The organism is Streptomyces sp. JNUCC 63 (genome assembly GCF_054366325.1).
Genome location: NZ_CM135963.1, coordinates 2,515,571 through 2,527,470, shown reverse-complemented (window position 1 = coordinate 2,527,470; position 11,900 = coordinate 2,515,571). Strand labels below are relative to the sequence as shown.

The window sequence follows — 11,900 nt, the reverse complement described above, 5'->3', positions numbered from 1 at the left end:
ACGCCACCGCATTCACGGGGAGCGCATATGCACATCAGGGGCGACCACGCCGAGCTGGTCGTCGGGGGCCGCCTCGACGTTCGCAGCGCGGCGGACGCCCGTACGGTCCTGCACTCGGCCGTCGACGACGGCGTCGGCGACCTGGTGCTCGACCTGTCCGAGCTCGACTCCTGGGACGCCACCGGCCTCGGCGTGATCATGGGTGCCCACCGGCGGGCCGGCCGCTGCGGCCGGCGGCTGGTGCTGCGCGGCGTACCGCCGCAGATGCAGCGCCTGCTGGTGGCCACCCGGCTGCACCGCATCCTCGCCATCGAGGGCGGCATCGGACTCGAGTCCCTGCCCCGCGTCTAGGGCCTGTCCGGCGGATCATGCCGCAGACGCGGGGTCCGGCACGCACTCCCCCGAGCTCTCCGAGCAGGGGGGACCCCCAGCGGCGTTGTCGTCGGTTGCCGACTCCCCCGAGCTCTTCGAGCAGGGGGACCCCCATCGCGTCGACGCCCTCCTCCGCCTTGCGGCTGTACGCTCCCCCAAGCTCTTGAGGAGCAGGGGGACCCCCATCGCCTCCGCTCACCTGGGCCTATAGCCGACCGCCGGTCTCCTGCGACTTGATCCGCCGGACAGGCCCCAGGGCCCCGGCCCCGTACGGGTGTGAACCCGGCGACGCGGGAGACCCGGACGCAGATCGGCGAACCGCACGTCGCGCGCAATCCTCATGAGACTGTGACGTCTCGGACGGCGCGGTACCCCGGGCTGTCGTAGATACTGTGCGAAGGTTTAGGGTTCGGTCGCCCGCTGCCCAGAAACCCTCGAGCGGGCCCGGACCAGAAGCGACAGCGCGGTGAGCGACAAGGCCGGGAGGGGCCGGCCACGGTCGGCACACGACGCTTTTGGGGGGCTTGGAACCTATGGACCCGAACACCCGGGAACCCGAGGACATGGGCCATGACAGCGACGGCCACGCGCCGCGTCAGCGCCCGCCCAGGGAATCCCTCACACCGGACTTCACGCCGCACGCGCCCGCACTGGCCCGCACGGTGCGGCTCGTCACGGGCGACTTCCTGCTCACCGTCAACCCCGTCGACGGCAGCGAGATCGAGGCCTGCCCGCCCGGAGAGCGCCCCGAGCGGCCGCGGAAGTACACCGAGGCCGAGCGCGCCGAGATCGAAGCCGCGGCCGAGCCGCCCGTCCCGCCGGGCCTGACACCCTCCACGCAGCCGCTCCTGGAGCGCCAGGACGAGCGCGAGCAGCTGGTACGGCTGCTCGCCCGCGGCCGCTCCGTACGCCTGACCGGGCCGGGCGGCTCCGGCCGCACCAGCCTGCTCGACCTCGTCGCCGACGACTGCTCGGACCTCGCCCCCGACGGCGTCGTCCGCCTCACCGGCTTCCGCCGCGGCGCGAGCGACCTGCTGTACGACCTCTTCCGCGCCGTCCACAGCGCGCCCGAGCACCGGCCCGACGAGGACGAACTGCGCGCATACGTCCGTGAGATCGGCGCGGTCGTCGTCGTGGACGACATCGAGTTCGGCGGCAGCGCGCTGGACGGGCTGCTGGAGGCCACCCCCGAGTGCGCCTTCCTGGTCGGCGCCGCCCCGGACGTGCCCGCGCCGTCCGCCGAGTCCGCCGTCGAGGAGGTCGCCCTCAGCGGGCTGGACCGGGCCGGCGGGGTGGAGCTCATCGAGCGCGGCGTCGGCCGGGTGCTCACCGAGGAGGAGTCCAACTGGGCCGGCGACCTCTGGTTCGAGTCGGAGGGCCTGCCCCTGCGCTTCGTCCAGGCCGGGGCCCTGCTGAACCAGCACGACCAGTTGCGGGCCAGCACCAGCGTGGTCGACGAGTTCGGCGTCTTCGAGGACGCGCCGCCCGCGGACGCCCCCCTCGACGGGGGCGCCGGCGACGACGTACCCCTGCCGTCGCTGGGTGAGGCGGCCGCGCCCGCGCCGCTGCTCGCGTCCCGGCTGAGCGCGTCCGCGCGTGACACCCTGCGGTTCGCCGTCGCGCTCGGCGGCGAGGTGCCCCACCAGGCGCACCTGCCCGCGCTGGTCGGCGACACCCACGCGGACGCCGCGCTCGGCGAGCTGGCGAGCTGCGGCCTGGTCTCCCCGGTCGGCTCCCGCTACCGGCTCGCCGCCGGGGTGCTGACCCAGCTGGAGGCCGCCGGCTACGGCGAGGACGCCGCGGCCCGGGCCCTCACCGCCGCCCAGCACTACGCCTGGTGGGCCGGGCACCCCTCGGTCACGCCCGAGCGGGTGTGCGCCGAGGCGGACGCCGTGCTCGCCGCGCTGGCGGTGCTGGTGCAGGGGACCACGCCGGTCGGCGAGGACGAGGAGAGCCCCGCCGTACAGCTCGCCCGCACGGCCGCGCCCGCGTTCGCCGCGGGGCTCGACTGGAACGCCTGGGAGCGGGCGCTGCGGTTCGGTGCCGAGGCCTCCCGGCTCGCCGGAGACGTGAGCGAACAGGCCTACTTCCACCACGAGTTGGGTATCCTCGCGCTCTGCGGCGGCCGGTTGGACCGGGCCCGCGCCGAGCTGGAGACCTCCATCGGGCTGCGCGGCGCGCTCGCCGACAAGCGCGGCACCGTCGCCGGGCGCCGCGCCCTCGCCCTGGTCGCCGACCGCTCCGGTACGGCGCCGGGCGACGCGGTCGTGGCGGGCCTCGGGGCGATGGCGGGGGAGGAGGTGCCGGACGCCCGCACCGAGGAGTCGGCGTCTCCGCCGGGCGGAGTCCCCGCACCCTTCCCGGCGCTCCAGCCGCCCAGCGGTGTCCCCGCCACGGTCCTGGGCTCGGGCGCCCCGGCCGAGCACCGCGTCGGCTTCAGGGGCCTGGCCCGGCGCAACCTCGTGGCGGCCGGCGCGGGCGCGCTGCTCGCCGCCGTCCTCGGCACGGTGGTGACACTCGGCGCCACCTCCCACAACGACGCCAACACCCCCTCCGACAAGGTCGGCGTCAACCCGTCCGCCGGCCAGGACACGGACGACGGCACCCTGGACGCCGACACGCCGAACCAGGACGACACCGGCATCGGCGACACCGGCACGGCCACCAGCCGCCCGACGAACCCGGGCCCCGACGGCACCTACGGCACGTCCGACGACCCGACGTCGCCGGGGAACGCCGAGCCGTCGGAGAGCGTCAGGCCGTCCGGCAAGGGCAAGCCCTCGGGGTCCTCGTCCAAGTCGCCCAAGCCGTCGGGGTCGTCCAGCTCGTCGGGCGGCGGCACGACCGGCGGGAGCACCGGTGGGTCCACGGGCGGCACGACCGGTGGGAGCACAGGAGGTTCCACCGGGGGTTCCACAGGAGGTTCCACCGGTGGGAGCACCGGGGGCCCGACGGGCGGCACGACCGGTGGGAGCACCGGTGGGTCCACGGGCGGCACCGACGGCGGAGCCACCGGCGGCAGTGACGGCGGGGCCACCGGCGGCAGCGACGGCGGGACGACCGGCGAAACGACGGGGGGCCCCTCGTCGCCGGCCTCCAGCACCTCGGCGAGCGCCCCGGCCACGTCCAGCAGTCCGGCAAGCGCCCCGACGAACGGCGACGCGAGTTCGTCGAGCGGTTCCGGCGGTTCCGACGCGGTGATCTGACCGGTTCTCCGCCGCAGCGGCGCTCGGCTGCTGCGGCGGAGAACCGGCACGTGCCTCAGAACAGCCGCAGCTTGTCGTCCTCGATGCCTCGGAGCGCGTCGTAGTCCAGGACCTGGCAGCCGATGCCGCGGTCGGTGGCGAGGACTCGGGCCTGGGGCTTGATCTCCTGGGCGGCGAAGATGCCGCGGACCGGGGCGAGGTGGGGGTCGCGGTTCAGCAGCTCCAGGTAGCGGGTGAGCTGTTCCACGCCGTCGATCTCGCCGCGCCGCTTGATCTCGACCGCGACCGTCCGCCCGTCGGCGTCCCGGCACAGGATGTCGACCGGGCCGATGGCCGTCATGTACTCGCGGCGGATCAGCGTGTAGCCCTCGCCGAGCGTCTCGATGCGGTCGGCGAGCAGCTCCTGGAGGTGCGCTTCCACGCCGTCCTTGATCAGCCCCGGATCCACGCCGAGTTCGTGCGAGGAGTCGTGGAGGATCTCCTCCATCGTGATGATGAGCTTCTCGCCCGCCTTGTTGACGACCGTCCAGACGCCCGCCTCCTCTCCCGTGCCCTCCTTCAGCGTGCACGGCGGCGACATCCAGTTCAGCGGCTTGTAGGCGCGGTCGTCCGCGTGGATCGAGACGCTGCCGTCCGCCTTGACCAGGATCAGACGGGGCGCTGACGGCAGATGGGCGGTGAGCCGGCCCACGTAGTCGACGGAGCATCGGGCAATGACGAGACGCATGGTCGGCAACGCTACTCGACGCACGACGGTGCGCGCGATTCGCCCGGGAGGGGTCTGCCGGCTGCCCGCCCCGTTCCCTGTGGACCGTCCCTTTTCTACCTTGATAACCCGTGTTCACTCATGGCCGATTGTGTGCCCAACTCGACCGACCTGTACGTGCATTCTCCTGGTGGGCCTCCATTCTTGTGCCTACCGTAGTGAACGGGAGGTCGCGGTCCGTGTACTCACCGTGTCCGGTATCGCGAACCCCATATCTGTCAGGCAACCCCTGCTGTCTCGGGGGTGCGAGAGGAGAACCCATGTCGCTCGACGTCTCACCGGCCCTACTCGAACAGGCCGAGCGAGGCGAGGTCGACGAAGCTGCCTTCGTCGACTGCGTCCGGACCTCCCTGCCCTACGCATGGGAGATGATCAGCTCCCTGGTGGCCCAGCTGAAGGTGGACGGCGGCCAGTTCGCCGACAACCAGACGCCCCCGCCGGACGAGCAGGCACGCGGTCAGCTGCTGCGTGCGCTCGCGAGTGACGCCATACGCGGTGCGCTGCAGCGGCACTTCGGTGTGCGGCTGGCCTTCCAGAACTGCCACCGGGTGGCGGTGTTCCCGCTGGACGCCTCGGTCGACGAGACGCTCGCCCGGTTCACCTCGGTGCGCAACCAACTGCTCAACCAGTCTCCGGAGCTGCGGGACTGTTGACGCCGTGAGTCGCTCGCTTGCCGCTCCGCCCGTGGGAGGTGCATGGAGTACAGGGGCGGCAAGCCACCCGCGAGGCGCTCCCGCTCAACGGAGGTGGGGCAGTACCTCGGCACCCAGCCGTCGTACGTTCTCCTCCGTCGCCGCCAGGTCGCCCGAGCCCTCCACGAGCAGGGCGAAGCGGGAGATGCCGGTCCGCTCGGAGGTCGCCGCGAGCCGGTCGGCGCACAGCCGCGGGGTGCCCACCGGGTGCAGGCCGCAGAGCAGTTCGGTGTACTCCAGCGGATCGCGCATCCGGCGGGTCCGGCCGTCCACGGTGACATGGGCGTCCAGGCCTTGTTTCAGCCATCCCGGCATCGCCTTCAGCAGCGTCTCCACCGCGTCCGTGCGCCGGTCCGCGATCTGGCAGACGCCCGCCGAGACATGGGCGGCGCCCCGGATCTCCTCGCCCGGCCGGCCCGCCGCCCGCGCACACCGCTGCCACAGGGCGACCATCTCGGTCTTCTCCTCGTCCCCGACGTGCATCCCCAGCAGCATCGGCAGCCCGTGCTCGGCGGCCAGCCGGACGCTCGCCGGGGAGGTGCAGGCGACGACGACCTCGGGGCCCTCCGCCTCCGCCGGAGTCTCCGTCAGCACCTCCGACGGACGCGGTACGACAGGGACCTCACGGAAGGTGAATCGTTCCCCCGAGGCCGACACCGAGGGCTCGCGCAGCCAGCGCAGCAACAGGTCCAGCGACTCCGGGAACCCCTTCTCGTACGCCTCCAGCCCCGTGCCGAACACCTCCAGGTCCACCCAGGGCCCGCCGCGCCCCACCCCCAGCGAGAACCGCCCGCCGCTCGTCACGTGCAGCAGCGCGGCCTGCTCGCCGAGCGCGACCGGGTGGGCGTTGGCCAGTACGCTGACCGCCGTACCCACCTTCAGACGGCGGGTACGGCCGAGCAGCAGCGCGGCCAGGGTGATCGCCGACGGGCACGTCCCGTACGGCACGAAGTGGTGTTCGGCCAGCCAGACCGCGTCCAGCCCGGCCTCCTCGGCGACCTCGGCGGAGCGGACCGCCCGGTGCAGCGCCTCCCCCTGGCCCTGCCCCGGGAACTGGGCCGCCAGAACGAAACTTCCTACGCGCATTGCTCTTTCCTGCTTCCTCGGCTCCGACACGGAGCTCCCCCACCGGGCATAACCGCGCGACACGTGCCGAAGTCACGGCCTGGCGAAGAGATTTGCGGATTGTCTGCGGAACGGGTCGCGGCGGGTCGCAATGGGTGGCGCCGGAGGGGGACTTGTGGGGGTTGGTTCCGTACGCCTACCCGTGGCGGTGGCGCGTAGGCTGGAGGAGGCCCATATTTCCGTACAGTTCCGTGAGGTGTTCCGTGTCCCCGCGTCGCAACCGACCCAAGGGTGGAAGAGGCGCCGCCTCGTCCGGACGGAGCGCCGAGGACGATTCCGCGGGCCGCTACGGCGGTTGGCAGTCCACCGAGAGCTGGCAGGGCGAGGACTGGAGCGTGCGCCATGTCGCGGGCGCGAGTGCCCGGGGCAAGACGTACCGCTGCCCGGGGTGCGACCAGGTGATCCCCTCAGGCGTCCCGCACGTGGTGACCTGGCCGCAGTACGCGGGCGTGGACGACCGCCGGCACTGGCACAAGGCGTGCTGGAACGCGAAGGACCGCCGCACCACGCGGGTGCAGCGGTCCCGTAACGCGCCGCGGTTCTAGACGGTCGGCGGTCAGACGTCCCGCTTCTGCAGCAGCGCGCAGGCGCCGGCGAACGCGACGGCCGTCACGCCCAGGATGATCCACAGCGGATCCCAGCCGGACGGGCCGGAGCCGCTGAGGGAGCCGCCGGAGTTGGAGTAGAAGACGGCCAGCTGGCTGGGGATCGAGTAGTTGAACAGGACCTCCTGCACCTTCTCCAGCGACTGCGCGTACATGAACGCCGCGATCACCAGCGGTGCGAGCACCACGCCGATCATGATGGTGATGGCACCCGCCGAGTGCCGCAGGATCGTGCCCATCGCCAGCGAGAGCAGGCCGAGCAGGGCCATGTAGAGGCTGACGCCGACCGTGCCCTTGAACCACTCCGCGCCGGTCGGCTGCCGGGCGCCGCTGCCGTCGAGCAGGGACGTCTGTGTCAGGGCGACCACCCCGGCGGAGAACAGGGTGACCGCGAACGCGACGAGGAAGAACACCGCGGCCTTCGCCGCGAGCACCCGCGTACGGCTCGGGCACGCCGTCATCGTGGTGCGGACCATGCCGGTGCCGTACTCCGAGGCCGTGGTCAGCACGCCGAGCGTGATGACGCAGACGCTGCCGATCAGCAGCCCGAAGAAGCCCAGCGCCAGCGGGTTCTCGCCGCTCTGGAACTCCGGGGACGAGTTGGCGATGATCAGTCCGAACAGCAGTCCGAGCCCGAGCACGAGCAGCACATACACACCGAGCGTCCACATCGTGGACCGCACCGACCTGATCTTCGTCCACTCCGAGGCGAGGGCGTGCCCGAAGTGCGTACGCACCACGGGGATCGGCGAGGTGTAACCGTTCTCCCAGGCGGGCGGCACAGCCTGCGGCATCGGAGTCTGCGGCGTACTCATCGGGCGTCCTCGGGCTCGGTGGCGGCGGGGGCGGGCGCGGCGACCGGCTGCTCGGCCGCGGCGGCGGCCTGCGGCGCGGGGGCCGCCGGGCCCGGCTGCTGGGCCGGGGCGGCAGGGGGCACGGCCGGTGTGGGCGCCGGTCCGTGCGGCGCGGTGCCGGGCTGGTCGGGCATCTGCGGGGTTTGGGGCGTGCCCTGTGCGTACGGGTTCGGGTGCGTGCCCGGGGCGGACGGTTGGCCGCCCTGCTGGGGCGGCGGTGGGGCGTACCAGCCGGGCTGGCCCTGGCCGGGGACCGGCATGGGCGGCACGGCGCCGGGCGGCAGGGGCTGCATCAGGCCGGCCTTCTGGTCGGTGGTCGAGCGGTAGTCGACGGCCGCCTGGGTCATCCGCATGTACGCCTCCTCCAGCGAGGCCTGGTGCGGGGAGAGCTCCCACAGACGTACGTCCGCCTCGTGCGCGAGGTCGCTGATGCGGTGCAGCGGCAGCCCCGTCACCCGCAGCGCGCCGTCCTGCTCGGGCAGCACGTGCCCGCCCGCCTCCGTCAGCGCGGACGTCAGCTTCTCCCGCTGCTGTGGCTCGGTGTCGGGCGTACGGACCCGGGCGAAGCCCGCGGAGTTCGCGGCGATGAAGTCCTTCACACTCATGTCGGCGAGCAGCCGCCCACGCCCGATGACGATCAGGTGGTCGGCGGTGAGCGCCATCTCGCTCATGAGATGACTGGAGACGAACACGGTCCGCCCCTCCGCCGCCAGCGACTTCATCAGATTGCGCACCCAGAGGATGCCCTCGGGGTCGAGACCGTTCACCGGCTCGTCGAACAGCAGCACCTGCGGGTCGCCCAGCAGCGCGGCGGCGATGCCGAGCCGCTGGCCCATGCCGAGGGAGAAGCCCTTGGACCGCTTCTTCGCCACCTCGTGCAGCCCGACCACGCCCAGCACCTCGTCCACGCGGCGGGCCGGGATGCCGGAGAGCTGGGCCAGGCACAGCAGGTGGTTGCGCGCGCTCCGGCCGCCGTGCACGGCCTTGGCGTCCAGCAGGGCGCCGACCTGACGGGGCGCGTTCGGCAGCCTGCGGTACGGATAGCCGCCGATCGTCACCGTCCCCGCGGTGGGATTGTCCAGACCCAGGACCATCCGCATGGTCGTCGACTTGCCCGAGCCGTTCGGTCCCAGGAAGCCGGTGACGGCGCCCGGTCGCACCTGGAAGGAAAGGCCGTCCACGGCGGTCTTGTCGCCGTAGCGCTTGGTCAGGCCGACTGCCTCGATCATGCTCCGCACCCATCGAAAGATTCAGGTCAGCGGGGCACACGCCCCCCGTAAGGGTTAGGAGGATAACCGGGCGCTGACGGTTCCACCCAAAAGAAAGTAAAAGTTCCCGGCCGTCAGGCGTCCCGCTTCCGCAGCAGCAGGTAACCGCCGGCGAGCGCCGCGATCACCCACAGCGCCATGATCCCGAGGCCGCCCCAGGGGCCGTAGGGCGTGTCGTCGCCGACCGGGGTGACCACCTGCATGACGTGGCTGCCGGCCTGGTCGGGCAGGAACCGGCCGAACTTCTTCGTCGCCGGGACGACGCCGAGGATGTTGGAGACCAGGAAGAAGAACGGCATCAGGATGCCCAGCGACAGCATCGGCGAGCGCAGCATCATGGCGACGCCCATGGAGAACATCGCGATCAGCGCCATGTACAGGCCGCCGCCGATCACCGCCCGCAGTACGCCCTCCTCGCCGATCGAGGTGCTCAGCGAGCCGAGCAGCGCCTGCCCGAGGAAGAACGCGGCGAAGCTGGTGACCATGCCGACCACGAGCGCCAGCGCGGTCGCCACCGCCACCTTGCTCGCCAGGAAGGCGCCGCGCCGCGGCACGGCGGCCAGCGAGGTGCGGATCATGCCGGTGCTGTACTCGTTGGTCACCACCAGCACACCGAACACGATCATCGCCAGCTGGCCGAGCCCCATGCCGGCGAAGCTGATGTAGGTCGGGTCGAAGGAGAGTTGGTCCTGCTTCCCCATGTTGTCGAACTCGTGCCTGGTCAGGGCCGAGACCAGCATGCCGAGCGCGATGGTGACGACCGCGGTCAGCGACAGTGTCCACACGGTGGACGCCACCGACCGGATCTTGGTCCACTCGGACCTGATGACCTGGGTCGTCATGGCTCAGCTCTCCTTCTTCATGTCCGCGACCGCGGGCTGGGCGGGCACCGCGGCGGGCTCGGCCTGTCCGGCCTGCCCGGTGTGCGCGTGGTACTCCACCGACCCGGCCGTCAGCTGCATGAACGCTTCCTCCAGCGAGGACTGCCGGCTGCTCAGCTCGTGCAGCACGACACGGTGCTGGGCGGCCAGCTCACCGATGCGCTCCGCCTTGCCGCCTTCCACCTCGAGCAGCCCGCCGTCCTTCTCCACGGCCGTGATCCCGGCCGTGGACAGCACGTCGAGCAGCCGCTCGCGCTCCGGGGTGCGAATCCGGACACAGGACCGGGAGTTCTGCTCGATGAAGTCGGCCATGGACGTGTCCGCGAGCAGCCGGCCCTGGCCGATGACCACGAGGTGATCCGCCGTCAGCGCCATCTCGCTCATCAGGTGTGAGGAGACGAACACCGTACGGCCCTGGGCGGCGAGCGACTTCATCAGACCGCGGATCCAGTGGATGCCCTCGGGGTCGAGGCCGTTGACCGGCTCGTCGAACATCAGGATCCGCGGGTCGCCGAGCAGCGCGGCGGCGATGCCGAGCCGCTGGCTCATGCCGAGCGAGAAGCCCTTCGCCTTCTTCCCGGCGACCGGGGTCAGTCCGACGGTGTCCAGGACCTCGTGCACCCGGTGGGCCGGGATGCCGTTGCTCTGCGCCAGGCACAGCAGGTGGTTGTAGGCGCTGCGCCCGCCGTGCACGGCCTTGGCGTCCAGCAGGGCGCCTATGTACGTCAGCGGGTCCTTGAGTTCCTGGTAACGCCGGCCGTCGACGCGCACGTTCCCGGCGGTGGGGTGGTCCAGGCCGAGGATCATCCGCATGGTCGTCGACTTCCCGGCGCCGTTGGGGCCGAGGAAGCCGGTGACGGTGCCCGGCCGGACGGTGAAGGTGAGGTTGTCGACCGCCACCTTGTCCCCGTAACGCTTGGTCAGCCCCTCAAGCTCGATCATGCGGCCACGCTAAGACAGTCGCGAAGCTCTCCGCCAGTCCTGAATGCGGAGAGCTTCGCGACATATCCGTATTTGCCGGGCCCCGGTGACCTAGCTGTTACCGGGACTGCTGAGCCGGAACCCCACGGGAGATCGGCTCGTCCTCGGCCGGCGTGCCCGCGGCGGCCACCGCGGCACCGGTGAGGGTCGCCAGCATCTCGCGCACGTTCGTCAGCTGGGCGTTGATGGAGTCGCGGCGGTTGGTCAGCGCCGCGAGCTCGCGCTCGGACTCCGAACGGATACGGTCCGCCTTGGCGTTGGCGTCGGCCACGATGTCCTCGGCCTGACGCTGCGCGGTCTCCACCGTCTGGCGGGCGCGGCGCTCGGCGTCGGTGCGCAGCTTCTCCGCCTCCAGGCGCAGCTGCTCGGCGCGGTGCTCGATCTCCGCCAGCCGCTTCTCCGCCTTGGCCTGACGGGACGCCAGGTCGCGCTCGGACTGCTCACGCCGCTTGGCGAGGTTCGTCTCGAAGTCGGCGGCGGCCTGCGCGGCCTTGGCGCGGGTCTCCTCGAAGAGGGCGTCCGCCTCCTCCCGCTTGGACTGCGCGTCCTTCTGCGCCTCGGCACGCAGCTGGGAGGCCTCGCCCTTGGCCTTCTCCACGATCCGGACGCCCTCGTCCTCGGCCTTGGCCTTGCGCTCCGAGGCGAAGGACTCGGCGTCGTTGCGGACCTGCTGGGCCGCGGACTCGGCCAGTTCGCGGTGCTGCTCGGCCGCGCGCCGGGCCTCCTCACGCAGGTCCTTGGCCTCCTCCTCGGCGAGGCGGAGGATCTTCTCGACCCGCGCGCCGAGACCCGCGTACGACGGCTCGGCGTCGTTGACCTGGGCCTGGGCGTTCTGCGTCTCGAGATGGAGCTCCTCGATGCGCTTCTCCAGGGCGGTGATGCGGGCGAGAGCACTGTCACGGTCGGAGACGAGCTTGGAGATACGTTCGTCCACCTGAGCGCGGTCGTACCCACGCCGCACAAGCTCGAAGCCGTAGGGGGAAGTGTCGCTCATGGGGTTCCTGTCGAAAGAGACCGGTGAGGTGATAGGTGGAATCCTAGGGGCCGAAGCGGTGTGTCATCGAGCGGATACGTGTTTGATCCGGAGAATGACACCTCTTTTGAGTGGCTGACCGCCGGAAGGCTTGCCAAGAAGCAGGCCAAAACCTCC

The 11,900-nt window shown here is 71.8% G+C and carries 11 protein-coding genes; 4 read left to right on the top strand and 7 right to left on the bottom strand.

What is annotated here, in order from left to right; genetic code table 11:
• Positions 1-27: 27 nt before the first annotated feature.
• The gene (locus tag ACX25U_RS11295; RefSeq protein ID WP_454391150.1) at positions 28-351 is read left to right on the top strand and encodes an STAS domain-containing protein; all 324 of its coding nucleotides are present in this window, start codon (positions 28-30) and stop codon (positions 349-351) included.
• A gap of 554 nt (positions 352-905) precedes the next feature.
• Positions 906-3,578, top strand: coding sequence for an ATP-binding protein (locus ACX25U_RS11290; RefSeq protein WP_454391148.1), 2,673 nt, complete (start codon positions 906-908; stop codon positions 3,576-3,578).
• A gap of 55 nt (positions 3,579-3,633) precedes the next feature.
• Here the strand turns inward: ACX25U_RS11290 and nucS are convergent, their stop codons facing one another.
• Positions 3,634-4,305: an endonuclease NucS gene (nucS, locus tag ACX25U_RS11285; protein ID WP_454391146.1), complete on the bottom strand. Its 672-nt coding sequence runs from the start codon at positions 4,303-4,305 to the stop codon at positions 3,634-3,636.
• Between the two features lie 299 nt (positions 4,306-4,604).
• Here nucS and ACX25U_RS11280 point away from each other — a divergent pair, with 299 nt between their 5' ends.
• On the top strand, positions 4,605-4,997 hold the full coding sequence (locus tag ACX25U_RS11280) for an SCO5389 family protein (protein WP_111006621.1): 393 nt from the start codon (positions 4,605-4,607) through the stop codon (positions 4,995-4,997).
• Between the two features lie 84 nt (positions 4,998-5,081).
• On the opposite strand, the gene ACX25U_RS11275 is transcribed toward ACX25U_RS11280, so the two are convergent.
• On the bottom strand, positions 5,082-6,122 hold the full coding sequence (locus ACX25U_RS11275; RefSeq protein ID WP_454391144.1) for an LLM class flavin-dependent oxidoreductase: 1,041 nt from the start codon (positions 6,120-6,122) through the stop codon (positions 5,082-5,084).
• 242 nt (positions 6,123-6,364) lie between these two features.
• Here ACX25U_RS11275 and ACX25U_RS11270 point away from each other — a divergent pair, with 242 nt between their 5' ends.
• Entirely contained in the window at positions 6,365-6,706 is a 342-nt protein-coding gene (locus tag ACX25U_RS11270; protein ID WP_454391142.1) for an ATP/GTP-binding protein, read from the top strand.
• Positions 6,707-6,717: 11 nt separating this feature from the next.
• Here the strand turns inward: ACX25U_RS11270 and ACX25U_RS11265 are convergent, their stop codons facing one another.
• The 5 genes from ACX25U_RS11265 to ACX25U_RS11245 all read right to left on the bottom strand — a co-directional run bounded on the left by ACX25U_RS11265 (position 6,718) and on the right by ACX25U_RS11245 (position 11,744).
• On the bottom strand, positions 6,718-7,581 hold the full coding sequence (locus tag ACX25U_RS11265) for an ABC transporter permease (protein ID WP_454391140.1): 864 nt from the start codon (positions 7,579-7,581) through the stop codon (positions 6,718-6,720).
• Positions 7,578-8,849 (bottom strand): ABC transporter ATP-binding protein, encoded by a 1,272-nt coding sequence (locus tag ACX25U_RS11260; RefSeq protein ID WP_454391138.1) that lies wholly within the window; start codon positions 8,847-8,849, stop codon positions 7,578-7,580. Before ACX25U_RS11260 ends, ACX25U_RS11265 begins: the two co-directional genes overlap by 4 nt.
• 113 nt (positions 8,850-8,962) lie before the next feature.
• Entirely contained in the window at positions 8,963-9,730 is a 768-nt protein-coding gene (locus ACX25U_RS11255) for an ABC transporter permease (RefSeq protein ID WP_454391136.1), read from the bottom strand.
• A 3-nt stretch (positions 9,731-9,733) separates the two neighbouring features.
• Positions 9,734-10,711 (bottom strand): ABC transporter ATP-binding protein, encoded by a 978-nt coding sequence (locus ACX25U_RS11250; RefSeq protein ID WP_454391134.1) that lies wholly within the window; start codon positions 10,709-10,711, stop codon positions 9,734-9,736.
• 97 nt (positions 10,712-10,808) lie between these two features.
• On the bottom strand, positions 10,809-11,744 hold the full coding sequence (locus ACX25U_RS11245; RefSeq protein ID WP_454391132.1) for a cellulose-binding protein: 936 nt from the start codon (positions 11,742-11,744) through the stop codon (positions 10,809-10,811).
• Positions 11,745-11,900: the final 156 nt, after the last annotated feature.

What these genes read in the sequence shown, in the direction of transcription:
- ACX25U_RS11295 (WP_454391150.1), top strand. Translation starts at nt 28, where the DNA reads ATGCACATCAGGGGCGACCACGCCGAGCTGGTCGTCGGGGGCCGCCTC.
- ACX25U_RS11290 (WP_454391148.1), top strand. Translation starts at nt 906, where the DNA reads ATGGACCCGAACACCCGGGAACCCGAGGACATGGGCCATGACAGCGAC.
- nucS (WP_454391146.1), bottom strand. Translation starts at nt 4,305, where the DNA reads ATGCGTCTCGTCATTGCCCGATGCTCCGTCGACTACGTGGGCCGGCTC.
- ACX25U_RS11280 (WP_111006621.1), top strand. Translation starts at nt 4,605, where the DNA reads ATGTCGCTCGACGTCTCACCGGCCCTACTCGAACAGGCCGAGCGAGGC.
- ACX25U_RS11275 (WP_454391144.1), bottom strand. Translation starts at nt 6,122, where the DNA reads ATGCGCGTAGGAAGTTTCGTTCTGGCGGCCCAGTTCCCGGGGCAGGGC.
- ACX25U_RS11265 (WP_454391140.1), bottom strand. Translation starts at nt 7,581, where the DNA reads ATGAGTACGCCGCAGACTCCGATGCCGCAGGCTGTGCCGCCCGCCTGG.
- ACX25U_RS11260 (WP_454391138.1), bottom strand. Translation starts at nt 8,849, where the DNA reads ATGATCGAGGCAGTCGGCCTGACCAAGCGCTACGGCGACAAGACCGCC.
- ACX25U_RS11255 (WP_454391136.1), bottom strand. Translation starts at nt 9,730, where the DNA reads ATGACGACCCAGGTCATCAGGTCCGAGTGGACCAAGATCCGGTCGGTG.
- ACX25U_RS11250 (WP_454391134.1), bottom strand. Translation starts at nt 10,711, where the DNA reads ATGATCGAGCTTGAGGGGCTGACCAAGCGTTACGGGGACAAGGTGGCG.
- ACX25U_RS11245 (WP_454391132.1), bottom strand. Translation starts at nt 11,744, where the DNA reads ATGAGCGACACTTCCCCCTACGGCTTCGAGCTTGTGCGGCGTGGGTAC.